This window comes from Marinobacter sp. SBS5, assembly GCF_048285575.1.
GTDB lineage: Bacteria > Pseudomonadota > Gammaproteobacteria > Pseudomonadales > Oleiphilaceae > Marinobacter.
The window spans coordinates 277,705-302,038 of the sequence record NZ_JBLWAZ010000002.1; the positions used below are offsets into that span (position 1 = coordinate 277,705).

24 protein-coding genes are annotated in these 24,334 nt (G+C 54.1%); 8 read left to right on the forward strand and 16 right to left on the reverse strand.

Features of this window, described 5'->3' with window-relative positions:
* Window positions 1-33 precede the first annotated feature (33 nt).
* The gene (apbC, locus tag ACNQ6O_RS06865; protein ID WP_418052493.1) at window positions 34-1,134 is read right to left on the reverse strand and encodes an iron-sulfur cluster carrier protein ApbC; all 1,101 of its coding nucleotides are present in this window, start codon (window positions 1,132-1,134) and stop codon (window positions 34-36) included.
* A gap of 178 nt (window positions 1,135-1,312) precedes the next feature.
* Between apbC and metG the strand changes: the two genes are divergently transcribed.
* Genes metG through nth form a run of 8 tightly spaced genes read left to right on the forward strand, consistent with a single transcriptional unit; the run spans window position 1,313 to window position 9,523 of the window.
* Window positions 1,313-3,346: a methionine--tRNA ligase gene (metG, locus tag ACNQ6O_RS06870; RefSeq protein WP_418052494.1), complete on the forward strand. Its 2,034-nt coding sequence runs from the start codon at window positions 1,313-1,315 to the stop codon at window positions 3,344-3,346.
* 25 nt (window positions 3,347-3,371) lie between these two features.
* The gene (gene rsxA / locus ACNQ6O_RS06875) at window positions 3,372-3,953 is read left to right on the forward strand and encodes an electron transport complex subunit RsxA (protein ID WP_418052495.1); all 582 of its coding nucleotides are present in this window, start codon (window positions 3,372-3,374) and stop codon (window positions 3,951-3,953) included.
* 13 nt (window positions 3,954-3,966) lie between these two features.
* Window positions 3,967-4,539, forward strand: coding sequence for an electron transport complex subunit RsxB (gene rsxB, locus ACNQ6O_RS06880; RefSeq protein ID WP_418052496.1), 573 nt, complete (start codon window positions 3,967-3,969; stop codon window positions 4,537-4,539).
* Window positions 4,539-6,356 carry an electron transport complex subunit RsxC gene (rsxC, locus tag ACNQ6O_RS06885; protein WP_418052497.1) on the forward strand — a complete coding sequence of 606 codons (1,818 nt, stop codon included), beginning with the start codon at window positions 4,539-4,541 and terminating at the stop codon, window positions 6,354-6,356. Before rsxB ends, rsxC begins: the two co-directional genes overlap by 1 nt.
* Before the next feature lie 21 nt (window positions 6,357-6,377).
* Complete coding sequence (gene rsxD / locus ACNQ6O_RS06890) at window positions 6,378-7,436, forward strand: electron transport complex subunit RsxD (protein ID WP_418052498.1); 1,059 nt, start codon at window positions 6,378-6,380, stop codon at window positions 7,434-7,436.
* A complete protein-coding gene (gene rsxG, locus ACNQ6O_RS06895) occupies window positions 7,433-8,134 on the forward strand; it encodes an electron transport complex subunit RsxG (RefSeq protein WP_418052499.1) in 702 nt (233 codons plus the stop codon). The genes rsxD and rsxG overlap by 4 nt, the downstream gene beginning before the upstream one ends.
* Before the next feature lie 2 nt (window positions 8,135-8,136).
* On the forward strand, window positions 8,137-8,853 hold the full coding sequence (locus tag ACNQ6O_RS06900; RefSeq protein WP_418052500.1) for an electron transport complex subunit E: 717 nt from the start codon (window positions 8,137-8,139) through the stop codon (window positions 8,851-8,853).
* 31 nt (window positions 8,854-8,884) lie between these two features.
* Window positions 8,885-9,523 carry an endonuclease III gene (nth, locus tag ACNQ6O_RS06905; protein ID WP_418052501.1) on the forward strand — a complete coding sequence of 213 codons (639 nt, stop codon included), beginning with the start codon at window positions 8,885-8,887 and terminating at the stop codon, window positions 9,521-9,523.
* A 78-nt stretch (window positions 9,524-9,601) separates the two neighbouring features.
* Here nth and ACNQ6O_RS06910 read toward each other — a convergent pair whose 3' ends face one another.
* The 15 genes from ACNQ6O_RS06910 to accA form a co-directional block, all read right to left on the reverse strand.
* Entirely contained in the window at window positions 9,602-10,177 is a 576-nt protein-coding gene (locus ACNQ6O_RS06910; protein ID WP_418052502.1) for a chalcone isomerase family protein, read from the reverse strand.
* A gap of 195 nt (window positions 10,178-10,372) precedes the next feature.
* A complete protein-coding gene (gene rpoS / locus ACNQ6O_RS06915) occupies window positions 10,373-11,368 on the reverse strand; it encodes an RNA polymerase sigma factor RpoS (RefSeq protein ID WP_418052503.1) in 996 nt (331 codons plus the stop codon).
* A 171-nt stretch (window positions 11,369-11,539) separates the two neighbouring features.
* A complete protein-coding gene (locus tag ACNQ6O_RS06920; RefSeq protein ID WP_418052504.1) occupies window positions 11,540-12,331 on the reverse strand; it encodes a peptidoglycan DD-metalloendopeptidase family protein in 792 nt (263 codons plus the stop codon).
* Window positions 12,332-12,612: 281 nt separating this feature from the next.
* Window positions 12,613-13,578 carry a DUF368 domain-containing protein gene (locus tag ACNQ6O_RS06925; protein WP_418052505.1) on the reverse strand — a complete coding sequence of 322 codons (966 nt, stop codon included), beginning with the start codon at window positions 13,576-13,578 and terminating at the stop codon, window positions 12,613-12,615.
* Window positions 13,578-14,234 (reverse strand): protein-L-isoaspartate(D-aspartate) O-methyltransferase, encoded by a 657-nt coding sequence (locus ACNQ6O_RS06930; protein ID WP_418052506.1) that lies wholly within the window; start codon window positions 14,232-14,234, stop codon window positions 13,578-13,580. Before ACNQ6O_RS06930 ends, ACNQ6O_RS06925 begins: the two co-directional genes overlap by 1 nt.
* Entirely contained in the window at window positions 14,231-15,001 is a 771-nt protein-coding gene (surE, locus tag ACNQ6O_RS06935; protein WP_418052507.1) for a 5'/3'-nucleotidase SurE, read from the reverse strand. Before surE ends, ACNQ6O_RS06930 begins: the two co-directional genes overlap by 4 nt.
* A 24-nt stretch (window positions 15,002-15,025) precedes the next feature.
* Window positions 15,026-16,084: a tRNA pseudouridine(13) synthase TruD gene (gene truD / locus ACNQ6O_RS06940; RefSeq protein WP_418052508.1), complete on the reverse strand. Its 1,059-nt coding sequence runs from the start codon at window positions 16,082-16,084 to the stop codon at window positions 15,026-15,028.
* Window positions 16,081-16,560, reverse strand: coding sequence for a 2-C-methyl-D-erythritol 2,4-cyclodiphosphate synthase (gene ispF, locus ACNQ6O_RS06945; protein WP_418052509.1), 480 nt, complete (start codon window positions 16,558-16,560; stop codon window positions 16,081-16,083). The genes truD and ispF overlap by 4 nt, the downstream gene beginning before the upstream one ends.
* 45 nt (window positions 16,561-16,605) lie before the next feature.
* The gene (gene ispD / locus ACNQ6O_RS06950; RefSeq protein WP_418052510.1) at window positions 16,606-17,307 is read right to left on the reverse strand and encodes a 2-C-methyl-D-erythritol 4-phosphate cytidylyltransferase; all 702 of its coding nucleotides are present in this window, start codon (window positions 17,305-17,307) and stop codon (window positions 16,606-16,608) included.
* Between the two features lie 151 nt (window positions 17,308-17,458).
* Complete coding sequence (locus ACNQ6O_RS06955) at window positions 17,459-17,731, reverse strand: septum formation initiator family protein (RefSeq protein WP_418052511.1); 273 nt, start codon at window positions 17,729-17,731, stop codon at window positions 17,459-17,461.
* A gap of 196 nt (window positions 17,732-17,927) precedes the next feature.
* Entirely contained in the window at window positions 17,928-19,223 is a 1,296-nt protein-coding gene (gene eno, locus ACNQ6O_RS06960) for a phosphopyruvate hydratase (protein WP_418052512.1), read from the reverse strand.
* A gap of 247 nt (window positions 19,224-19,470) precedes the next feature.
* Window positions 19,471-20,316 carry a 3-deoxy-8-phosphooctulonate synthase gene (gene kdsA / locus ACNQ6O_RS06965; protein ID WP_418052513.1) on the reverse strand — a complete coding sequence of 282 codons (846 nt, stop codon included), beginning with the start codon at window positions 20,314-20,316 and terminating at the stop codon, window positions 19,471-19,473.
* Between the two features lie 2 nt (window positions 20,317-20,318).
* Entirely contained in the window at window positions 20,319-21,947 is a 1,629-nt protein-coding gene (locus tag ACNQ6O_RS06970) for a CTP synthase (RefSeq protein WP_418052514.1), read from the reverse strand.
* 88 nt (window positions 21,948-22,035) lie between these two features.
* A complete protein-coding gene (tilS, locus tag ACNQ6O_RS06975; RefSeq protein ID WP_418052515.1) occupies window positions 22,036-23,379 on the reverse strand; it encodes a tRNA lysidine(34) synthetase TilS in 1,344 nt (447 codons plus the stop codon).
* Window positions 23,363-24,316 carry an acetyl-CoA carboxylase carboxyl transferase subunit alpha gene (accA, locus tag ACNQ6O_RS06980; protein WP_418052516.1) on the reverse strand — a complete coding sequence of 318 codons (954 nt, stop codon included), beginning with the start codon at window positions 24,314-24,316 and terminating at the stop codon, window positions 23,363-23,365. The genes tilS and accA overlap by 17 nt, the downstream gene beginning before the upstream one ends.
* Window positions 24,317-24,334: the final 18 nt, after the last annotated feature.

Below are 24,334 nucleotides of genomic sequence, written 5' to 3' on the forward strand. Positions count from 1 at the left end.
TTGGTGAAGGCTATTCCAATAGACCTCTGGTTTTTAGGGCTCAACTACCGAGACGCTTGAGATGGTTCCACCCAGGTTTCTTTCGCGTGTCGACAACTCTGCACCCACTCTGCGGGCAATATCCCGATATCTACGGGCCACTTCGGAATCCGGCTCGGCAACTACAGTTGGAGAGCCGCTGTCGGTTTGTTCGCGGATGGTCATGTGCAGAGGCAGCTGGCCCAGCAAGATGGTGTCGTATTCTTCTGCGATGCGTGCGCCGCCTTCGCAGCCGAACAGGTGCTCTTCGTGGCCGCAGTTGCTGCAGATGTGCACGCTCATGTTTTCGATAACGCCGATCACCGGGATGTCCACTTTGCGGAACATTTCGATGCCTTTTTTACCATCCAGCAAGGCGATGTCTTGCGGGGTGGTGACGATGACGGTGCCAGTCACCGGGACTTTTTGGCCAAGGGTGAGCTGGATGTCGCCGGTGCCTGGGGGCATGTCGACTACGAGATAGTCGAGTTCATCCCATAGGGTTTGCTGCAGCAACTGCATGACAGCGCCGCTGACCATGGGACCACGCCACGCCATGGGGGTTTTGTCGGTGGTGACGAAGGCCATGGAGTTGGCTTGTAGGCCGTGGGCCTGCATGGGTACGAAATATTTGTTTTCGCGTACGTCCGGGCGTTTGCCTTCAGGTACACCAAGCATCATACCGATGCTGGGGCCGTAGATGTCGGCATCCAGGATTCCGACTCGGGCGCCTTCGGCGTGCAGGGCCAAAGCAAGGTTCACGGCGGTGGTGGATTTGCCGACGCCACCTTTTCCGGAGGCCACCGCGATGATGTTTTTCACGCCGGGAACGGAGGCAATGTCTTTGTTGATTTTGCAGGCGTGGATTTTTTGTGCCACGTGCACTTCCGCGCTTTCAACACCGTCAACGAACTCGATGGCGTTGGCGACTATTTGTTTGAGGCCGCCAGCGATGCCTTTGGAGGGGTATGGCAGCTCCACCATCAAGGTGACATTTCCCTGCTCGTCTGCCGTCAGGTTTTTCACGGCGCCCAGCTCAAAAAGGTCTTTGTTCAGGTACGGGTCACGGTATTCGCGCACGGCATCTTCGAGCGCCTTTTGGGGGATCTGGGTCATCGGAATCTCCGGAATAAGCTTATCACCCTGAATGCAGGTGAAAATTGATGGCTTGGAAGGTATCATCTGTGGCCGTTTCTGACCATATGGGGTCTTCATCTGGAACAATCAATTCTGATTGTCACCAAAACCCCGTTTATCTTCCCAGCCAGTATCAACATAAGGTTCGGACATCACCATGACGCAAGCGAGCAATCAACAGCGCGATATTCTGGTTACCAGCGCCCTGCCCTACGCCAACGGGCCCATTCATTTGGGGCACCTGCTGGAATATATTCAGACTGATATCTGGGTGCGCTACCAGAAAATGCGTGGCCACAACTGCTATTACGTTTGCGCCGACGATGCCCACGGTACGGCTATTATGCTGCGGGCCGAGCGTGAAGGCATTACGCCAGAACAGTTGATTGACCGGATTCGCCAAGAGCATCAGGAAGATTTTTCTGACTTCCACATCCAGTTCGACAACTATTACTCGACTCATTCAGACGAAAACAAATACTTCTCCGAATATATCTATCGTCAAATTCAAGCCAACGGCAACATCGCGACTCGCAAGATCACGCAGTTCTTTGATCCCGAGAAAGAGATGTTCTTGGCAGACCGCTTCATCAAGGGCACCTGCCCGAAATGTAAAACGGACGACCAATACGGCGACAACTGTGAAGCCTGTGGCGCCACTTATACACCGGCAGAGCTGATCAACCCGCGCTCTGCAGTTTCCGGGGCCACGCCGGTCGAGAAGGAATCCGAGCATTACTTCTTCAAACTGCCCGAGTTCCAGGATTTCCTGAGTAAGTGGACGCGCAGCGGTGCCCTGCAGCCTCAGGTAGCCAACAAGCTGGCCGAATGGCTGGATGCTGGCCTTCAGGAATGGGACATCAGCCGCGATGCGCCGTACTTCGGTTTTGAAATTCCTGACGCACCGGGCAAGTTTTTCTATGTCTGGCTTGACGCCCCCATTGGCTACCTGGCCAGCTTCAAGAACCTGTGCAACCGTGAAGGTATCGACTTCGAACACTTCTGGAAGAAAGACTCCACCGCTGAGGTTTACCACTTCATCGGCAAGGACATCATTAACTTCCACGCGCTGTTCTGGCCGTCCATGCTTCACGATGCGGGCTTCCGCACACCAACTGCGGTTTGGGCTCACGGTTTTGTGACGGTCAATGGCAAGAAGATGTCGAAGTCTCGCGGCACCTTCATCATGGCGCGCACCTATCTGGACCACCTGAACCCGGAATACCTGCGCTATTATTTTGCCGCCAAGCTTACCGGCGGCGTTGATGATATGGACCTGAATCTGGAAGATTTCGCTGCTCGAGTGAATTCAGATCTCGTGGGCAAGGTGGTGAATATCGCCAGCCGCAGCGCCGGGTTTATCACTAAGCGTTTCGACGGTCAGCTCGGCCAAGTTACTGAGCAAGAAAAACTGCAAGAATTCATCGACGCTGGCGAGCAAATTGCCGAGTTCTATGAATCCCGTGAGTTTGGCCGTGCCATGCGCCGGATCATGGAACTTGCAGACATCGCCAACCAGTACGTGAACGACGAGCAGCCTTGGATTATTGCCAAGCAGGAAGGTCAGGACGACAAGCTGCAGGCGATCTGCACCAACGCCATCAACATGTTCCGCCTGCTGATGACGTATCTGTCGCCGGTGCTGCCAAAAACCGCTCAGGCTTCAGCTTCGTTCTTGAATGATCGCCTGACTTGGAATGAGCGGGCGAACCTGCTTGAAAATCACGGTATTGATAAGTTCAAACCTCTGATGAGCCGCGTCGATATGGCTCATGTTGAGAAGATGTTGGACGCATCCAAGGAAGAAATGCCCGCAGCCACCGGCCAGCAGGAGGCGCCCGCGTCTGATCTGGAACCCATCGCAGAGGAAATCGAGTTCGGTGATTTCGCGAAAGTGGATCTGCGAGTGGTGAAAATCGTTAAGGCCGAGCATGTGGAAGGTGCCGATAAGCTTCTTCGATTGACTCTTGATGTAGGGCATGGCGAGCGAAACGTGTTTGCGGGTATTAAATCTGCCTATAAGCCGGAAGAGCTGGAAGGCCGTTTGACCGTGATGGTTGCCAACCTGAAACCCCGGAAGATGAAGTTCGGCATGTCGGAAGGCATGGTTCTGGCCGCTGGGCCAGGCGGTAAAGACATCTTCATTCTGTCCCCGGACTCCGGCGCTACGCCGGGCATGCGGGTGATGTAAGCAGCAACAGGCAGAGACGCTCCCGATGACAGAGTATTTGCTTATTTTGGTCAGCACCATTTTGGTGAACAACTTTGTGCTGGTTCAGTTCCTTGGGTTATGCCCTTTCATGGGGGTTTCCGGAAAACTGGAAACCGCCATGGGCATGTCTCTGGCCACTACCTTTGTTCTGACGTTGGCGTCGGTGTGCAGCTATCTGGCGTACACCTACCTGCTAGAGCCTCTCGATCTCGCGTTTTTGCGCACCATCACGTTCATTCTGGTGATTGCCGTTGTGGTTCAGTTCACTGAAATGGTGGTCCGTAAAACCAGCCCCTTGCTGTACCGGGTACTCGGTATTTTCTTGCCACTGATCACCACCAACTGTGCGGTACTCGGTGTCGCGTTACTGAACATCAATAAGAACAACAACTTCATTGAGTCTGTTCTTTATGGTTTCGGTGCCGCTACCGGCTTTTCTCTGGTGCTGATTCTGTTTGCGGCCATGCGTGAGCGCATCGCGGTTTCAGACGTTCCGATGGTCTTCCGCGGCGCCTCGATTGGTTTGATCACCGCAGGCCTCATGGCATTGGCATTCCTGGGCTTTACCGGCCTGGTAGCGGTGTAAAGGAGCACGCACTATGTGGATTAGCTTCCTGATTGCCGTCGCCGTCCTGCTCGCTTTGGCCCTGGTGTTTGGTGGGCTGCTGGGCTTTGCCTCCGAGCGTTTCAAAGTAGAAGGCAACCCTCTGGTTGATCAAATCGATTCCCTTCTACCACAAACGCAATGCGGGCAATGTGGCTATCCGGGCTGTCGCCCCTATGCCGACGCCATCGCCGAAGGTGATGCCATCAACAAATGCCCCCCGGGCGGAGAAAGCACCATTAAAGCTCTTGCGGATCTGCTCGATGTTGAGCCGCAGCCTCTTGACGCCGAACACGGTGCCGAGCAGGCCGTGCGAGTAGCCGTCATCCGGGAGGACGAATGCATCGGATGTACTAAGTGCATTCAGGCGTGTCCGGTTGATGCCATCCTCGGCGCAGCCAAACATATGCATACGGTGATTGAAAGCGAATGCACCGGTTGCGACCTATGCGTGGAGCCCTGCCCCGTCGACTGCATTGACATGATCACCGTCGAACCGGACATCCGAACCTGGACACCGCCCGCACCAGACATCATTGCCACTGATCGCCAGGGAGCCACCGTCTGATGAGCCAGTTGTGGGATTTTTCAGGCGGCATTCATCCGCCCGAAAACAAAATTCAATCCACCCGCCGCCCCATCCGGACAGCGGGCATTCCTGAACGCCTGATCCTGCCATTGCAGCAGCATATTGGCGTGCAGGCTGAAGCCATGGTCAACGTTGGTGACCGAGTTCTTAAAGGCCAAAAAATCGCCGATGTCACCACCGGCATGGGCGTCCCGATTCATGCCCCCACTTCGGGCATTATCCAGGCCATTGAACTCCAGCCTGTCCCCCATCCTTCTGGCATGTCAGATCTATGCGTGATTCTGCAACCGGATGGCGACGATCAATGGATAGATCTGCACCCGGTAGAGAACTATCAGAAACTTGAGCGGGATGAGGTGTTGCAACTGATCCGCGACGCGGGCATCTCAGGCATGGGAGGCGCCGGCTTCCCAACGACCATTAAGTTACGCCCACCCCGCGACCGCAAAGTTGAGACGCTGATTCTGAATGGTGCCGAATGCGAGCCTTACATTACCGCCGATGACATGACCATGCGGGAACACGCGTCGGAAGTCGTAGCTGGCATGCAAATCATGGCCTGGATTCTACGACCGTCCCGCTGCGTTATCGGCATTGAGGACAACAAGCCGGAAGCCATTGACGCCCTGCGTAAGGCGGTACAAGGCACCCAGATTGAAGTGACGGTCATCCCGACTAAGTACCCATCGGGTGGTGAAAAACAGCTCGTTCATATCCTCACCGGCTTGGAAGTACCCAGTGGCGGTATTCCTGCAGACATCGGCGTGATGTGTCAGAACGTCGGTACCGCCGTGGCGGTTTCTCGAGCCATATACGAAGGCAAACCTCTGATTTCCCGCATCGTGACCATCACCGGTGACGCGGTTCAGGAAGCCGGCAATTTCGACACCCTGCTTGGAACGCCGGTAAGCGCGCTGTTATCCAAGGCTGGGCTGCAGTCGAATTTGCTGAACCGCTTGGTACAAGGTGGCCCGATGATGGGCTACACGCTCACCACAGACGCCGTTCCCGTGGTAAAAACCTCAAACTGTGTCATTGCTGCCACAGCGCAGGAACTGCAGGCCCCAGCCCCTGAACAACCCTGCATTCGATGCGGTCAATGCGCCGAAGCGTGCCCGATGGAGCTGTTGCCGCAGCAATTATTCTGGTATTCCAAGGCGGAAGAGTTTGAGAAAGCCGAGCACCTTAACCTGTTCGATTGCATCGAGTGCGGTGCCTGCTCATACGTTTGCCCCAGTTCGATTCCATTAGTGCAGTACTACCGCTTTGCCAAAGGCGAAATACGCAATCAGCGCGAAGAACAGCTCAAGTCGGACAGGGCGAGAGAACGGTTCGAAGCTCGCCAGGCGCGCCTAGAGCGGGAGCAGCAAGAGAAAGAGCAACGCCGCAAAGAACGAGCCAAAGCCGCCGCCGAAGCTCAGGCGAAAAAGCAGGCCGAAGCCGAACAAGCCGCAGCCAAAGGCGAGGCTGTCGACGACCGTGCAGCGAAGGCGGCCTTGGTTCAACAAGCACTCGAACGGAAAAAGGCCAAGGCGGCACAGGCTGCGGCAGAACCCGCTGCGACCCAAGAACAACCTGATATCGAAGCTCTGGAGAAACAGGTAACCCAGGCCGAAGCCAAGCTCAGCACGATGCAAGGGATGCTGGACGAAGCAAAAGCCCAGCAAGCCGACAACGTGGATAAGCTGGAACGCGCGGTCGCCAAGAATCATGATCGCGTTAAGCGGGCAAAAGACGCTCTCACGGAAGCTCGCAAGCAAGTTGCGGCTGAACCCGAAACTCCATCGTCCGAATAACTTATTTCAGGCTGACAGTTCATGGCATTAATTCAACAGTCATCTCCCCATGCCCACAGCGCCCGCCCAACTTCGCGCGTCATGCTTTGGGTTATTCTGGCGGCGCTTCCGGGGCTGCTTGCTCAAACCCTGATCTTCGGCTGGGGCAACCTGATCAATGTCGTTTGGTGCGTTGCACTGGCTATGGCGACCGAAGCGGCCATTCTCAAGCTTCGCAACAAACCCATTGGCTTTTTCCTAAGGGACAATACCGCCGCCGTAACCGGTTTGTTGCTTGGCTTGTCCCTGCCCCAGCTCGCCCCTTGGTGGGTGTCGGGCGTTGCTGTCATTACCGCCATTGTGGTGGCAAAGCAGTTGTACGGCGGCTTGGGCTCCAACCCGTTCAACCCGGCCATGGTGGGGTATGCTCTGGTGCTGGTGTCGTTCCCGGTGGCCATGACAACCAACTGGGCCCAGCCAGCCACCCTCTGGGCCGGTGCCCCCGGCTTCGGCGAGACTCTATCAACCATTTTTTCCGCCAGCCAAACCGCTATCGACGGCTGGACCATGGCTACGCCACTGGATGAATACAAACACAAAATCGCTACCCACACGGCAGCAGAAGTGCTGCAACACCCCACCTTCGGCGAACAGGTCGCTCGTGGCTGGGAGTGGATCAATTTAGCGTTTTTACTTGGCGGGCTGGTTCTAATTGGCCTGAAAATCATCACCTGGCACATTCCTGTCGCCTTTCTTGCCGCTATTGGCATTATGAGCCTGGCGTTTGGCAGCAACGCTGATCAGTACGCGCCCCTGCAGCTTCATTTGTTGGCTGGCGGCACCATGCTCGGTGCGTTTTTCATTGCCACCGACCCCGTCTCTGCAGCCACCAGTCATCAAGGCAAGCTGATCTACGGTGCTGGCGTTGGCGTGCTGATTTACCTGATCCGCACCTGGGGCAACTATCCCGATGCCGTCGCCTTTAGCGTGTTATTGATGAACTTTGCGGTGCCGTTTATCGACCATTACACACCGCCACGTACTTACGGGCATCACAAAGCTCGTCGAGGCCTGCCCACTAAGAATGGAGCCAAGTCATGAATGCAATGATGACCTCCATTCGTCGCAGTGCCATTGGTCTGGGTCTGTTTGCCGTTATTACCGGCGGAACAATCGCGCTGACTCAAGGGATTACCAAAGACCGGATTATTGAACAGGCTGAACGCGCAGAAGCGAAAGCGCTGTTTGAGATTATCCCGGAGAGCCAGCACGACAACGACTTATTGAAAGATGTTGTGGCATTGCCGGCCCACGCCCAGCAACCGAATCAAGAACCGGTGCATGTGTGGGTAGCACGGCGTAGCAGTCAGCCCGTCGGAATCATCATGCCCGTTACAGCACCCGATGGATACTCCGGCGACATTCGGTTACTGGTCGGCATCAATATGGATGGCGAAGTACTGGGCGTTCGGGTTACCAACCACCGGGAAACACCAGGGCTTGGCGACCGAATTGAAACCCGGAAATCGGACTGGGTTTATAATTTCGAGGGGCGCTCCCTAAGCAATCCACGGCCAAAGCTCTGGAATGTCAAAAAGAATGGCGGTGTATTCGACCAATTCACCGGTGCCACCATCACCCCACGCGCCATCGTGAAAGCCGTCCAAAGATCGTTGACCTACTTCCAGCAACACCGGCAAGAAATTGGGGAACGCTTGAACGAAGCGCACCCCGGCAACCCCAAAACGCAGCGCCCCGAAGCCATTGCGGGTGAACTCAACTCTGCGGAGCATTCGTGATTATGGCCACTAAATCGTCCTCTGAGATCATCAAAGACGGCCTTTGGACCAACAACCCAGCACTGGTTCAGGTTCTCGGGCTTTGCCCCCTATTGGCCGTTACCAGCACCGTGGTCAACGCCATTGGATTGGGCCTTGCGACCTTACTGGTTTTGATTGGCTCAAACCTATCCGTGTCCCTGATCCGGAATTTTGTCGGCGAGTCCGTCCGCTTGCCAGCCTTTGTGATGATCATCGCCTCGTTCGTGACTTGTGCAGAATTGCTGATGCAGGCTTTCACCTACGAGCTCTATCAAATTCTCGGGATATTTATTCCACTGATCGTCACTAACTGCGCCATCTTGGGGCGCGCCGATGCCTTCGCTTCCAAGAATGCACCTCTGCCCGCTCTACTTGATGGTGTCATGATGGGCTTGGGCTTCCTCTTGGTGTTGATCGTCCTCGGCGGCATGCGTGAAATACTCGGGCAAGGCACACTGTTTGCCGACATGCATCTGTTGCTTGGACCTGCGGCCGCAGACTGGACCATTCGCCCATTCGAGCAATACCCCGACATGTTGTTTATGGTGCTGCCACCAGGCGCCTTCGTGGGGCTGGGCCTGCTGATTGCCCTGAAGAATGGCATTGATCAGCACCTGAAAGAGAAACGACTGGCGGCTGCGCCTGTGCAAGCTGAAGCAGGTAGCAAACGGGTTCGGGTAACCGGTAGCATTTCCTAACCCTCGTGCACGACTCTATTCCAGGAAGATCATGAACAAAGAAAAGCGCACTGAAATTTTCACGCGGCTGAGGAACGAAAATCCGAACCCGACAACCGAGCTGAATTACAGTACACCCTTTGAGCTGCTGATCGCCGTCATCCTGTCTGCCCAAGCCACGGACGTCGGCGTAAACAAAGCCACCGACAAACTTTACCCGGTGGCTAATACGCCCGAGGCCATTTACGCTCTCGGCGTTGATGGGTTGAAGGAATACATTAAAACCATCGGCCTGTTTAACAGCAAAGCCGAGAACGTGATCAAGACCTGCAAGATTCTTATCGACAAGCACAACAGCGAAGTGCCCGATAATCGCGAAGATCTTGAAGCCCTGCCCGGTGTCGGCCGGAAGACCGCCAACGTGGTGCTGAATACCGCTTTCCGGCAGCCTGCTATGGCTGTAGATACTCACATTTTTCGAGTCTCTAATCGCACAGGTATTGCACCCGGTAAAAACGTACTGGAAGTCGAAAAACGATTGATGCGGTTAGTGCCTAAAGAATTTTTGATGGATGCGCATCACTGGCTGATTCTCCACGGCCGGTACACCTGTGTTGCCCGCAAACCCAAGTGCGGAGCCTGCTTGATTGAAGATCTCTGTGAATTCAAACAGAAGCGAGATTACCAGTAGGCATTCCCTGACTTTATCTTAGGCACAAAAAACCGGCTTTTGCCGATTTTTTTGTGCCTTCCAAACCTGCCCCAGTACTTAGCTCTTACCAAGCATCTTGGCTTTCAGGTCTTTCTGCGCGGGCTCGTCTGATAGCCAGATTCCAAACAGCGACTTCTTGAACTCTAAGTCGCCCACAGTGTCTTTCTGCTCGCCGTTCTTGAATACTTGCACGCCGCTGTTCGGTACGTACACCAGTTCAAAAACGTCGCCTTCTTTAATTTCGTCCTGGAACACAGCCAAGAACTGATCAACGTCGGACTGAATGGACGACAGATCGCCATCTGTTGCCGCCTTGAAACCATTCATAGTGGCCTCCGTCATACGGTCGCTGGTGATCATTCCGGAGGTAATATGCAGCGTAATGGCTTGAGGCTCATCAGCGTTAATCACAGCATCACCATCACTGGCTTTGCCTTGAACGTAAAGCCCGCCTACATACAGATCCATAAACCATTTGGAACGGGTCCCGGCACCATTCAACTGAAGCTCTTGACCCGCTGCTGTGTAGGTATCCGGAATATCAACTCCAGCCACTTCAAGAGCGTGCACGGGCGTTACCAATGCACCAGCGAGAAGCAAAGATGCAAATCCTGTTGTAAGAGTCTTCTTCATCGTCCTTTCCTTTCAGTCATTATTATCGAACGTGTTTTTCGTTTTAAGGCCTGCGACCGACCTCCAACTGAGAACACATTCTATCAACGAAGCTGAAGCTGACATCGGCACTTGGTTCTCATTTGATGGAGACCAAAATGAAAAACCGGCCATGTTTCCATGACCGGTTTTCAACCGCCGTAAATCGAGCGCAACCTATTCGAACAACAGGTTACTAGAAAGGCCTTCTTTTTCAAGGATTTCTCTCAAACGACGCAGGGCTTCAACTTGAATCTGACGAACACGCTCCCGTGTCAGACCGATCTCCTGCCCTACTTCTTCAAGCGTACTGATCGGATAACCGCGTAAACCAAACCGACGTGATAAAACCTCCTGCTGCTTATCACTCAGCTGATCTATCCAGTTCTCCAGACACGAACTCATGTTGTTATCTTGCAACACATCTGCTGGATCCGAGGCTCCTTCATCCGCAACCGTGTCCAGAAGAGACTTATCACTTCCGGCGCCGAGTGGCGTATCCATCGAAGCAACCCGTTCATTAAGCCCCAATAGACGCTTAACATCCTTTACGGGCTTATCAACCGACCGAGCAATGTCTTCTGCAGTCGGCTCGTGATCAAGCTTTTGCGTCAGCTCTCGTGCCGCACGCAGGTATAGGTTTAACTCTTTGACCACATGTATGGGCAAACGAATCGTGCGGGTCTGGTTCATGATGGCCCGTTCGATCGTCTGGCGAATCCACCAAGTTGCGTAGGTTGAAAATCGGAACCCACGCTCCGGATCAAACTTTTCTACAGCCCGGATGAGCCCTAGATTGCCTTCCTCGATCAAATCGAGAAGAGTGAGTCCGCGATTGACATAACGTCGGGCGATTTTAACCACCAGCCGCAAGTTACTTTCAATCATTCGTTTGCGGCCAGACTCCTCGCCCTTACGTGCCAAGCGCGCAAAGTACACTTCTTCTTCTGGAGTCAGTAAGGGTGAAAAACCAATTTCATTGAGGTACAGCTGCGTTGCGTCTAGCTGCTTCTGGGAGGATAAAAACTTACCGCGGTAAGTGAGGTCGTCTGTTTTGTCGGTTGCCGGTTTGGTAGCTACCGCTTTGTCGGGCTTACCTTCGGCCAACATCGACTCGTCCAATTCGTCTACTTCTGCTACGCGATCAATGACGTCTTCTTGTGCTACTGACATGATGCATCCCGCCTCTCAATAATCCTGTGATCGCCCAATACTTCTTTTTATTATCTCGGGCCCATCGGTTTCGCTTCTATTCAGGACATTAACGTTTCTGTTGGCAATTTCCGTTGCCGTTTTTGTTGTTTTACTTCTTGGTACGTCCCGGCTCCCTTTGGGAACCTCTTTTTAGCGCCTTGGTAGGTATCGGGAAGGGTCAACCGGGTTGCCATTTTTTCTGATTTCAAAATGCAACATCGGTTTGTCCGTTCCGCTACTGCCAAGTTCGGCGATTACCTGCCCAGCTTTTACGCCCTCTCCTTCTTGCACTAAAATCTTTCGGTTGTGTGCATACGCACTCAGATAGTGCTCATTGTGGTTCACGATGATCAGGTTACCGTAACCGAGCAATCCATCTCCTGCGTAAACCACACTTCCATCTGCTGCTGCTCTAACAGCATCCCCGGGTCGGCCAACAATATCAATGCCTTTATTGACTTTTCCCGACGTAGTATACGAAGCAATTACAGTGCCAGCGTGTGGCCAGTGCCACTTAACATTGGCGACGGTTTGACTTCCTTTCGAACCAGAACTTCGAACCGGGGGCGCTTTTGATACCGACCTAACCGGCGCCGCTTTATTCGACGAAGTTCTCGATGCCGCCGGTTTCGCGGCCGGCTTTCGCCTGACCTGACTAGATGAATCGGCGGTGTGTCTTATCTGCCCCTTTCGGTCTAACCTTAATACCTGTCCGGCCCTGATATTCCATGGCGACTTTAAACCATTGGCATCACCAAGTTCCCGGTAATCGCGACCATAACGCCAGGCAATGCCATAAAGGGTTTCGCCACTTTTAACCACGTGACTGCCCCAATAAACCGGTGGGTTATAACGATCGTCGTTGTAGATTGCAGCGGTGTTACAGCCGGAAAGAAAAATCGAGGAGAGAAGCAAGATCAGAACGGTCAGCAGGTAGCTCACAGGCAAACGATAAAGCCTTGAGCAATCGCTAGGAGGGCGGTGCTCTGGGATCGCTGAATGATTGTGCCTGCTATAAAAAATCACAAATAAGTCATCGCCTGATTATAATAAATCCATCTAAGAAACTGGACGTGCTGCACGCACATTCTTATGTTTCAGGACTAACCTTTTCATATATTGCACGTTTCAGCGGCGATTCCAAGTTACTGCTGGCTCAGGTTTGTTACCTTCCGGAACACGTTTTTTGTGCGCCAAGTAACACTTGCCACCTGACAGGCCACTCAATCCTGAACACTGGACCGCTGGCGACCTATCATTTCCAGCCCCACAACGATCAACAACCCAAAGCACGCCATCAGCGCAGCCAAGCCCACCAATGGCTCTTGCCCATACAGTGTAGCCCAGGTATCCGGGCCTACTGGCAACTGGCTTAAAGGCACCTGCTCGCCCGAGCTGTTGGTACGCCAGCTCAAGGTTTCCTGCCAAGGCCAGACTTTCACCAGCGCACCGATCATAAACCCGGTCAATAAAGCCAGCACGGTATCGTGAAAGTACTTGAACGCCAAAGTGATCAGCCGAGCCACGGACAACAGGCCAATGAGACAGCCCACCATGAACATGCCCAAATCCCCGATAGCAGCGCTCTTAATCGCCGACAAAACCGGAGCGTACATGCCGATAATCAATAAAAGGAAGCTGCCAGAGATACCCGGCAAAATCATGGCACAGATGGCTAATGCGCCGGCACCCAAAAACGCAACGCCCGAAGGATCAACCTCACTGGCAGGCAAAGTGGTGACCCACCACGCAAAAATCGCCCCCCCAATCAAAGGAACCAAAAGTGCGAACGAATAGACTTTTACTTGTTGTCCCACGTGCCATACGGAAGCAACGATCAGACCGAAGAAGAAACTCCATATCAGAATGGGGTGTTGATCTAACAACCAAGTAATCAGCGATGCAAGGCTGGCGATACTGGTCAGGATACCCGACAGCAACGCGACCAGAAAAAAGCCATCAATAGACCGCCAGAAACCGATAAAATCGCCGCGGATAAACTGCCGAAAAAAAGCCACCGGTGCCGCGCTAATCGCTTCCAGCAATCGAAAATAGATACCCGTTATAAAGGCAATGGTGCCGCCAGACACGCCAGGGACGATATCAGCAGCCCCCATAGCCATGCCTCTGAAAAAAACCGCCACCGGATGATGCTGCCGATTCGCCTCGATCACATTCAGTTCAGACATCAGCGAACGACTCCGCCAAGCAAGGGTACAAATCGTACCGGTTCAAGTTCTCGGCGATCGAAGTTATCGCCTCTACGAACGATCTCGACCAATACTTGATCATCTTCACCGACTGGTGCAATCAACACGCCCCCATCCGCCAGCTGGTCGAGCAATTCTTTAGGGACATCTGCTGGTGCTGCGGTGACGATGATGCCATCAAAAGGCCCACGATCTGGCCACCCCATACCGCCATCCGCGTGCTTAAGCATGACATTGCGAATGTTTAGTTGGCGAAGCCGGTCCCGAGCCCGCTCTTGCAGAGGGCGGATTCGCTCGACACTGTAGATCTCTTTGAAGAGCTGGGACAGCACGGCGGTCTGATAACCCGATCCCGTTCCAAGCTCCAGCACCCTCATCGGTTCATGGGCCAGAAGAAGCTCAGTCATTCGGGCGACAATGTACGGCTGGGAAAGTGTCTGGCTATAGCCTATAGGGAGTGCAGTATCTTCATAAGCTCGATGGGACAACGCCTCATCAAGAAAAATGTGCCGGGGGATTTGGCCGATTACCTCCAGCACTCGGTCAGACTCGATGCCCGATTCTCGCAAACGCTGGACCAGGCGCATACGGGTACGCCGGGAGGTCATTCCAATACCTTCAATCTGGGCATTCATTGATCTACGACCTCTACTCCGTCCAAGCCATCGAGCCAGTTGTGCAATTCGGGGAGTACCGCGTGACGAGTCATGTCGGTATGTACCGGGGTAATCGACACATACTTTTGACTGATGGCGTAGAAATCGGTTCCCGGCCCCGCATCACCGCCGCGCCCAGCAGCTCCGATCCAGTAGCGCTTCTTGCCTCTTGGGCAAGTGACTGGCACAACGCCCTCGGCGCGTTCACGATGTCCAAGGCGCGTGATACAAAAACCTTCCAACTCATCCCAGGGGACATCGGGTACGTTAACGTTCAGGATGGCGCGCGGCCCAAGAGTTAGGGTCCGCGGGTTTTCAAGCAAGCAACGAACAACCTGTGCGGCTGTCTCGTAATGGAAGCGGCCCTCATTCACCAACGACACCGCGATCGCGGGCAAGCCAAGATGACGGCCTTCGGTCGCTGCCGCCACGGTACCGGAATAAATAATGTCGTCACCGAGATTGGCGTGGGTATTGATACCGGAAACAACCCGGTCGAAAGGCTCGCTGAACAAGCCGTTAACCGCCAGATGAACACAGTCCGTAGGCGTGCCATCAACGGACAGAAAGCCGTTAGGATGTTCCTCAACCGTCAGAGGGCGCTTCAATGTTAAAGAGTTACTAGCGCCACTATGATCGCGGTCCGGCGCAACCACCTCCAGTTCGCCTAGGCCCTGCAGCCCGTCGCGCAGGGCCACTAAGCCAGGCGAATGAACGCCATCATCATTAGACAGTAGAATTCGCAAAGTGATCTCCAGCTAGCTCGCTTATTACTTATTATCACGGCTGAGGCTCATGTCCTGCAGCTCAAACACGTCACCCAACACAGTGGTTGCGTACTGACCCGGTGGCAGCAAAAACTGAAGCCGCAGGGTGTTTGCATCGACCCACTCCCAACATAACTGCTCGGGGCGAGTGACCAACGCGCGACGTTCAGGCTTCATGCGAGTGATCGAAAACAACTGCTCAAACTCCGGATGCCTCGCGATGACTGATCGTTCTAACAATTCTTGTTCTTCGCTGGCAAGGGTGCCTCCATCCCCCCAAAGTGGCCCTGTTGGTGTACCGTCTTCAGTGGGTTCCCCGGGCAATCGCATAAACCAGTTACCAGCGTCGACACGTTCTGCCAGCACTTCATTAAACAGCCACGAACGTGCCGCCGAAAAGTACAATACGTTTTTCGAGGCACTTCCGCCACCGCCACGGCGACCACCACGCTTCCGGTTCAAACGACTCGGATCAAGGCTGACCGCTTTATCAAGGTTTCCACCACCCAAACCAAACCGCTGGGGACCGAAATAATTGGGCGCACCGCGTTCAGCTAACAGGGCAAGCGCAGCGTCAATCTGAAGGCGTTCCCCGGCAACCTCTCGCAACACCAGCTCAAAACCATTGTGCTCGTGCTCTCCACGGCGGAGCTTTCGGGCATGACGTCGATGGGCTAACACTGGCCAGCGCTGGGCAATGGCTGCCAACAACTGGGTATCGTCGGCCTCCATACCGGGCCTGTACAAACTAAACCATTGCACCGTGACCGCATGACGGTCTTTCAGACCGCAAAAGCCCACTTCGAATGCTTTTGTACCTGCCAAGACAGCCAACTCACGGGCCACGTACTCTGTGTTATCGCCGGTTTTCTCCAGCCGCACACACAGGTGTTCACCGGCGCCCTTTTCCCCCGCCTGAGGCTCTTCAAACTCGGGACACAGATACTCAGTCACCCTAAAATCATCAGGACTGGCCTTAAGCAAAGCGGATGCGGGTCGGGTGCCCGAAGAGGTGGGCCAATGAAGACGCCAGCGTGCAATGACTTCCTTCGACTGAGTCACAGCGTCACCGGCTCAAGCAAGCACACCGCCTGGCATGCAATGCCCTCGCCTCGACCGGTGAATCCGAGTTTCTCACTGGTTGTGGCCTTAACACTGACCCGGTTAACCGGGACGCCCAAGTCAGCAGCCATGTTCAAGCGCATGGCTTCAACGTGAGGTGCCATCTTAGGGGCTTGGGCAATGATCGTGGCATCCACATTGACCACCGAAAAGCCTTCATCCTGAACTCGCTGCATCACCGTTCGCAGCAATTCCCGGCTATCTGCCCCAGCCCACTCATCACTGGTATCCGGAAACAGATGACCGATATCACCCAACGCGACGGCACCCAACAAAGCATCCGCCAGCGCATGCAATAGAACGTCGCCATCCGAGTGCGCTTTCAGCCCCTGACTGAAGGGAATCTTAACGCCCCCCAAAATGACAAAATCGCCCTCACAAAAGGCATGGACATCAAAGCCCTGGCCAATACGCATGGTCATCTCCGAATCAAAACAAGAATGTACGAGGAAGCAAAAACCTTACTGCCGGCTTAGAATAAACTCGGCCAAACCAAGATCCGACGGCACCGTAATCTTCAGATTATCCGCCCGGCCTTCCACCAGAAGAGGCATATTACCGGAAAACTCCATGGCAGAGGACTCATCCGTAACGCCATGGCCACTTTCGAGGCACCGTTCCAGCGCCAATCTCAAAGCACCGAAGCGAAACATTTGAGGCGTCAACGCTCGCCATAGCTGGCTACGATCCACGGTTTCTTCCACTTCAGGCTCTGCGCCTTTGCCGGCCAACTTCAACGTATCCGCCACCGGCGCCGCAAGCAGCCCACCTACCGGATGTTCAAATAGCGTATCAATCAGATTGGAAAGATCGTGAGGATGCAAACACGGCCGCGCGGCATCGTGCACCAATACCCAGTCGTTATCATCCGCCTGCTCATCCAGAGCATGCAGCGCCGAAAGCACAGAGTCTGCCCGCTCCTTGCCTCCTGTGCAGGTCTGGATTCGGTCATCCTTAGCAGATTCACTGTCGGGCCACCATTGATCCCGGGGATTCAGTGGCACCATGCAGCCTTTAAACGGTGCGTTATCCAGCAAACGGGATAGGGTTATATCGAGGATGAAACGGTCAGAGATTTTCAGGTACTGCTTGGGACATTCGGCTTTCATGCGCTGGCCGATACCAGCGGCAGGAACCACAAGCCAAAGATCAGAATATTTCATTGGAAAACCCGCACCATGTTAGAAGAGCGTCGGGAAGTGTCTCTCCGGGAATGTCGTAGGCCATGGATGGCCGGAGAGAAGCGCACATGGAAGTGCTCGTAGCGGTTCCCGGAGAGACACTCCCCGGCGCTCGAAACACCCAAACTACAACTTACTTTTCGACAACGAGGAAAAAGGTCTCATCATCACGGATAAGCCCCAAGTTCATACGGGCCCGCTCTTCCACCGCCCCCTGCTGATTCCGCAGGTTACGAACCTCTGCATAAAGCCGGTCATTCCGAGCCGCCAATCCGGCATTTTCAGCCTGCTGCTTGGAAATCGCTTCTTCCAGCGCCCAAACTTGCGCAAAGCTACCCTCCCCGACCCACAGGCGTACCTGTAGCAGGAGAATCAGCACAGCAAGTATGGCCCAAAGCGTTTTCATTCAAATTAGCTCAGAAAATAACCAGTTAAAATTTAGCGTCAGAGGTTAAGTATAGACGCTCAAGTAGATTAACAAGAAAATGCCCCAACTAATTGGGCAAAAAGGCCATCGTGTCTGAATTTTCATCCAGAACGCGATGGCCTTAACATTCTGTTACCTGATAACACGCACTATCAGGCATACCGCCGGCTAGTGTTTAGCCTTGGCCTTTGATCTCACTCAGACCACGGTATGGCGCTTTGCCTTCAAGATCACCTTCGATACGCAGCAACTGATTGTACTTGGCTACGCGGTCAGAACGGCACAAAGAACCGGTCTTGATCTGGCCAGCACAAGTCGCTACTGCCAGGTCAGCAATGGTGGTGTCTTCAGTTTCACCGGAGCGGTGAGAGATAACCGCGGTGTAGCCGGCATCCTGAGCCATTTTGATCGCGTCCAGAGTCTCGGACAAGCTACCAATCTGGTTGAACTTGATCAGGATGGAGTTACCAACGCCCTTTTCGATACCCTGCTTAAGGATCTTGGTGTTGGTTACGAAAAGGTCATCACCAACCAACTGAACTTTGCTGCCCAGCTTGTCAGTCAGAACTTTCCAGCCGTCCCAGTCGCTTTCGTCCATACCGTCTTCGATAGACACGATCGGGTAACGCTCGCACAAGCCTGCCAAGTAATCCGCGAAGCCTTCAGAGTCGAAGCTCTTGCCTTCGCCAGTCAGCTGGTACTGACCATCTTTGTAGAATTCAGAAGAAGCACAGTCCAGTGCCAGAGTAACGTCTTTACCCAGTTCGTAACCGGCTTGTTCAACGGCTTCCTGGATAGCGGCCAATGCGGCTTCGTTGGATGGCAGGTTCGGAGCAAAACCACCTTCGTCACCCACGGCAGTGTTCAGACCCTTAGCCTTCAGAACCTTCTTGAGGCTGTGGAAGATCTCCGCTCCCACGCGCAGAGCTTCGGCGAAGCTGGTTACAGAAACCGGCTGAACCATAAACTCCTGAATGTCGACGTTGTTGTCGGCGTGCTCACCACCGTTCAGGATGTTCATCATCGGAACCGGCATGGAGAACTTGCCAGAAGTGCCGTTCACATCCGCGATGTGCTCGTACAGGGGCTTGCCCAGAGAGATTGCAGCAGCTTTAGCGGCAGCCAAAGACACGGCAAGAATGGCGTTTGCGCCCAGGTTAGCTTTGTTCTCAGTGCCATCCAGGTCGATCATGATCTGGTCCAGAGCGCGCTGTTCAGCTGCGTCTTTTCCTACCAGTGCATCACGGATCTGACCGTTGATGGCTGCAACCGCTTTGCGAACACCTTTACCAAGGTAGCGGGAGCTGTCACCGTCACGAAGCTCCAGCGCTTCGCGGGAACCGGTAGATGCTCCGGAAGGTGCACAGGCACGGCCCAGGGTTCCGTTCTCCAGAATTACGTCGGCTTCAACGGTAGGGTTACCGCGTGAATCCAGAACCTCACGAGCTTTGATGTTGGCAATCTTGGTCATTCGAAAATTTCTCCAGATTTTATCTTCTAAACACTGTACCGGTTATCAAATTCGGTGCTGGAGCGATCAACGGGAAGGGCCTGGCGAAAACCGCTACAAGCACATCCATGTGCGCTTCTCTTCGGCCATCCATGGCCTACGAAATTTTCGCCAGGCCCTTCCCGTCGCTCGCTCTTAAAGTCCGCAGTTTGCCTTCGTGGTAATGACGTCAGGAATATGCGGTCTTTCAAATTGCGGACACCGCCAATCAGGCGGTGTCTATAGGTTTAAAACTTTTTACCAGATCATCTACGGCTTTCACCCGCTGAAGGAACGGCTCCAGCTGGCTCAGGCGCAGTGCGCATGGGCCGTCGCATTTGGCTTGGTCAGGGTCAGGGTGTGCTTCGAGGAACAAACCGGCTAGTCCTTGTGACATGCCAGCCAAAGCCAAGTCGGTCACTTGTGCACGGCGGCCGCCAGCGGAATCGGCGCGGCCACCCGGCATTTGCAGCGAATGGGTGACGTCGAACATCACCGGAACGTTCATCGACTTCATGATACCAAAGCCCAGCATGTCGACTACCAGGTTGTTGTAACCGAAGCTGCTGCCCCGCTCACACAAGATGATGTTTTCGTTACCGGCTTCTTCGCACTTGGTGATGATGTGTTTCATCTCCTGAGGCGCAAGGAACTGAGCTTTCTTGATGTTGATCACCGCGCCGGTTTTTGCCATGGCAACGACCAGATCGGTTTGACGGCTCAAAAATGCAGGCAGCTGGATGATGTCGCACACTTCCGCGGCAGGCGCAGCCTGAGCGGGCTCGTGGACATCTGAAATAATGGGGACACCAAACTTGCTCTTGATGTCCGCCAGTATCTGCAAGCCTTTATCCAAACCCGGGCCGCGGAACGAATTCACGGACGAGCGGTTGGCCTTGTCAAAGGAGGCCTTGAATACGTAAGGAATACCCAGCTTGCTGGTTGCTTCCACGTAGGCTTCAGCAACCTCCATGGCCAGCTCGGGAGATTCCAGTACGTTCATGCCGCCAAAAAGCACAAACGGCTTTTCGTTAGCGACTTCAATGCCAGCGACGTTAACCACGCTCTTGGCCATGCTTACGATCCCTTTTTGTTCGCCAAAGCGGCCTCAACAAAGCCTTTGAACAGCGGGTGGCCATCTCTAGGTGTTGAGGTGAATTCCGGGTGGAACTGACACGCCACAAACCACGGATGCTCAGGCGCTTCTACAACTTCTACCAAACGTCCGTCGGTCGAACGACCAGAGATCCTCAAGCCCGCTTCTTCCAGTTTCGGTAGGTAGTGGTTGTTGACCTCGTAACGGTGACGATGACGTTCACGGATGGTTTTCTTGCCGTAACAGGCTGCAATGGTGGAGCCTTCGCTCAGCACGCAGTCCTGAGCGCCCAAGCGCATGGTACCGCCCAAGTCTGAAGCTTCAGTACGCTCTTCAGTGTTGCCGCTGGCATCCAACCACTCGGTAATCAGACCAACAACCGGTGCCGGAGAATGCTCTCGGAACTCGGTACTGTGCGCATCTTTCAAACCAGCCACGTTACGGGCGTATTCAATAACGGCTACCTGCATACCCAGGCATATGCCCAGATACGGAACTTTGTTTTCACGGGCGTATTGGACTGTACGAATCTTGCCTTCTACGCCACGTTCGCCAAAGCCACCGGGAACCAAAATAGCGTCAGCAGAATCAAGTACTTGAGTACCGTCACGCTCGATGTCTTCGGAATCGATGTAATTGATCTTGACCTTGGTGCGGGTCTTGATGCCGGCATGCAACAAGGACTCAATCAGAGACTTGTAGGCCTCCAGAAGCTCCATGTACTTACCAACCATCGCGATGGTGACTTCTTGCTGCGGATTCATCAGGGATTCAACAACTTCGTCCCACTCGCTCAGATCTGCTTCGCGAGCGTCGAGGTTGAAGCGCTCGATAACCAGCTGATCCAGGCCGTATTCGTGCAACATACGCGGAATCGCATAGATAGACTTGGCATCCTGCATCGGGATGACGGCGCGCTCTTCGACGTTCGTAAACAAGGCAATCTTGCGGCGAGAGCTGGCATCGACTTCGTGCTCGGAACGGCACAACAGGATGTCGGGCTGCAAACCGATAGAACGCATCTCTTTAACGGAATGCTGAGTCGGCTTGGTTTTGATCTCACCAGCAGTCGCAATGTACGGAACCAGCGTCAGGTGCATAAACAAAGCACGCTGAGCTCCCACTTCTACCTTCAGCTGACGACACGCTTCGAGGAACGGCAGGGATTCGATATCACCCACAGTTCCGCCGACTTCAATCAGCGCCACATCGGAACCCGCAGCGCCTTCAATTACACGGCGTTTGATTTCATCGGTGATGTGCGGAATAACCTGAACGGTGCCGCCCAGATAATCGCCACGACGCTCTTTGCGGATAACTTCTTCGTACACCCGACCGGTGGTGAAGTTGTTACGCTTGCTCATCGGCGTACGAATGAAACGCTCGTAGTGGCCAAGATCAAGGTCGGTTTCAGCTCCGTCTTCGGTGACGAATACCTCACCGTGCTGGAACGGGCTCATGGTGCCGGGGTCCACATTGATGTACGGGTCCAGCTTGAGAATAGTGACCTTCAGGCCGCGTGCCTCCAGGATGGCTGCCAATGAGGCAGACGCAATACCTTTGCCCAAAGAGGACACAACACCGCCGGTGACGAAAATATAACGCGTCATGCAGATTCCATGATTATCTGGTTCGGTAAAGGGGGGAGATTGTTCATCTCAAGATGGGACATCAGACTACCAGAAAGCCCTCACCTACTCAATCAAAATCCCGTTCCACAATGAGCCGCCAGCCGGTAGCAGGGGCGCTTCCCGAGTATTGTTCAGAACACCACAAATCGCCAATCGCAATTAGCTCCGAACCCCCGCCTTCATGCCTGTAAACCAAGGGCAGCGCGGCTCTTTCCCATGGCGGAACCCCCTGTTCTTGCAGCCATGTTTTCAATGGTCGAGAGGGGCCTTCGGCACGAATTTTCACCCTTTCACCGCCCTGCCTCGTAGATACCCGTATTGGCGGCGGGGAATTTTTTGCGGTATTTCCTTGCTGCACTGGCATCAACTGGAGCCGCCAATCACCCCATTCGATAACCTGACGCGAGGAAAGATCGGCTATCTCTTGTGGAACCACATAATCCGGCACCAGATAGAGATAATCTCGATAACGCCTCAGACTAAACCCTGCACCTCGTATTTCCGGCGCACGGTCCTCTGCGGCGTTCAGCAGATCGAAAAGACCTTGATCCAAACTGCTGCTCGCTGGCACTTCGAAATGCAGCTTTTGCAGCCACCAACGCACCAAGTTTCGCTGCTCGAGCGAACTCAGCGCCCGGACAGAAGCTAGCGCCAATCGCCCTTTGTCAGAGCAAGACTGCCAGTGCAACTCAGCCAAACGTCGGTTCAGCTCAGCGCTTTCACGGCATGCACCAGCACTATGCCCCATTCGCTTGAGCAAGCCCGGCCAGCGTTTTTTCAAGCTCGGCATGATCGCATGGCGCAAATAATTGCGATCGTATACCTGGCTGACATTGCTTGGATCTTCTACCCAACTCACCCCTGAGCTCGCAGCTACGTCCTCTAGCCGGTCGCGCCCTACGGCTAGCCACGGTCGATGTAGGCGCCCGCGCCCCAACGGTCGGCTAGCCGGCATGCCCGAGAGTCCGCTAACACCAGAACCTCGAAGCAATCGAAACAGCACTGTCTCGACCTGATCGTCACCATGGTGGGCCATCAGCATGACATCTCCATCGCCTACGCGCCGCTCAAACACCTGATAGCGGGCGTTTCTCGCAGCCTCCTCGAGACCACCCGCTGCAGTATTAGAGACGGGGACATCAACACGCTCCACGACGATGGGCACGCCCAAGCTCTCGCATACATCACGACAAAACTGCTCGGTCTGCTGGTGATTGGCCTGGAGTTGGTGATTAATGTGTAAGGCAGTGATATCAGAATGGCAGGACGCTGCTACGTGAAGCAACAACACGGAATCCAGGCCGCCGCTGAAGGCGACCCAGAGTCGGGAATATTCAGGGAGTGTGCTGACTGGCCCAAGCAGGTCGTCCGGCCAATCAGCATGCCGGGCGGGGTTACCGCCCGCCTTCATACTTGGTCAAACGCTCATAGCGGCGTGCGATCAACTCGTCCAGCGGCAGGCGACACAACTCAGCCAGCCCTGTCTCCAGTTGCGTTTTCAACGTATCAGCCATGTCTTCAGGATTGCGGTGCGCGCCCCCTAGTGGCTCATCAATCACGTTGTCAGCCACACCCAGCTCTTTCAGGCGAGCGGCGGTGACACCCATGGCTTCCGCTGCCTGCGCTGCATATTCCGCGCTCTTCCAGAGAATCGATGCACAACCTTCCGGTGAAATAACTGCATAGGTTGAATACTGCAGCATATTTAGCTGATCACAAACACCAATGGCGAGAGCGCCACCGGAACCACCTTCACCAATGACCGTCGAAATGATCGGCGTTTTCAGCCGAGACATCACAGCCAAATTGAAGGCAATGGCCTCACTTTGACCACGCTCTTCGGCTCCAATGCCCGGATAAGCACCCGGGGTATCGATGAACGTCAAAATGGGCATTTTGAACCGTTCTGCCATCTCCATCAGGCGCAGCGCTTTACGGTAGCCCTCTGGGCGAGGCATGCCAAAGTTACGCTTAACTTTGTCACGCACTTCTCGACCTTTCTGATGGCCGATTACCATGACTGGCTGGTTGCCTAAACGAGCAGTACCGCCAATGATGGCTTGATCGTCCGCATATCGACGATCGCCGTGCAGCTCATCAAAATCGTCAAAAATCAGATCAATATAATCTTGGGTATAAGGCCGGCGAGGATGCCTTGCCAAGCGCGCCACATCCCAAGGCTTGAGATCAGAAAATATGCTTTCCGTAAGACTGACGCTCTTCTTTTTGAGGCGACTGATCTCATCCGTAATATTGATGTCGGTATCATTACCAACCATTCGAAGCTCTTCAATTTTGGCTTCCAGGTCGGCGATCGGCTGTTCGAAATCCAGGTAATTAGGGTTCATGATGTTCCATCATTTGAT

Coding starts and splice junctions, on each gene's coding strand:
- apbC (WP_418052493.1), bottom strand. CDS start 1,134: ATGACCCAGATCCCCCAAAAGGCGCTCGAAGATGCCGTGCGCGAATAC.
- metG (WP_418052494.1), top strand. CDS start 1,313: ATGACGCAAGCGAGCAATCAACAGCGCGATATTCTGGTTACCAGCGCC.
- rsxA (WP_418052495.1), top strand. CDS start 3,372: ATGACAGAGTATTTGCTTATTTTGGTCAGCACCATTTTGGTGAACAAC.
- rsxB (WP_418052496.1), top strand. CDS start 3,967: ATGTGGATTAGCTTCCTGATTGCCGTCGCCGTCCTGCTCGCTTTGGCC.
- rsxC (WP_418052497.1), top strand. CDS start 4,539: ATGAGCCAGTTGTGGGATTTTTCAGGCGGCATTCATCCGCCCGAAAAC.
- rsxD (WP_418052498.1), top strand. CDS start 6,378: ATGGCATTAATTCAACAGTCATCTCCCCATGCCCACAGCGCCCGCCCA.
- rsxG (WP_418052499.1), top strand. CDS start 7,433: ATGAATGCAATGATGACCTCCATTCGTCGCAGTGCCATTGGTCTGGGT.
- ACNQ6O_RS06900 (WP_418052500.1), top strand. CDS start 8,137: ATGGCCACTAAATCGTCCTCTGAGATCATCAAAGACGGCCTTTGGACC.
- nth (WP_418052501.1), top strand. CDS start 8,885: ATGAACAAAGAAAAGCGCACTGAAATTTTCACGCGGCTGAGGAACGAA.
- ACNQ6O_RS06910 (WP_418052502.1), bottom strand. CDS start 10,177: ATGAAGAAGACTCTTACAACAGGATTTGCATCTTTGCTTCTCGCTGGT.
- rpoS (WP_418052503.1), bottom strand. CDS start 11,368: ATGTCAGTAGCACAAGAAGACGTCATTGATCGCGTAGCAGAAGTAGAC.
- ACNQ6O_RS06925 (WP_418052505.1), bottom strand. CDS start 13,578: ATGTCTGAACTGAATGTGATCGAGGCGAATCGGCAGCATCATCCGGTG.
- ACNQ6O_RS06930 (WP_418052506.1), bottom strand. CDS start 14,234: ATGAATGCCCAGATTGAAGGTATTGGAATGACCTCCCGGCGTACCCGT.
- ispF (WP_418052509.1), bottom strand. CDS start 16,560: ATGCGTATTGGCCAGGGCTTTGATGTCCATGCCTTTTGTGAGGGCGAT.
- ispD (WP_418052510.1), bottom strand. CDS start 17,307: ATGAAATATTCTGATCTTTGGCTTGTGGTTCCTGCCGCTGGTATCGGC.
- ACNQ6O_RS06955 (WP_418052511.1), bottom strand. CDS start 17,731: ATGAAAACGCTTTGGGCCATACTTGCTGTGCTGATTCTCCTGCTACAG.
- eno (WP_418052512.1), bottom strand. CDS start 19,223: ATGACCAAGATTGCCAACATCAAAGCTCGTGAGGTTCTGGATTCACGC.
- kdsA (WP_418052513.1), bottom strand. CDS start 20,316: ATGGCCAAGAGCGTGGTTAACGTCGCTGGCATTGAAGTCGCTAACGAA.
- ACNQ6O_RS06970 (WP_418052514.1), bottom strand. CDS start 21,947: ATGACGCGTTATATTTTCGTCACCGGCGGTGTTGTGTCCTCTTTGGGC.
- tilS (WP_418052515.1), bottom strand. CDS start 23,379: ATGAAGGCGGGCGGTAACCCCGCCCGGCATGCTGATTGGCCGGACGAC.
- accA (WP_418052516.1), bottom strand. CDS start 24,316: ATGAACCCTAATTACCTGGATTTCGAACAGCCGATCGCCGACCTGGAA.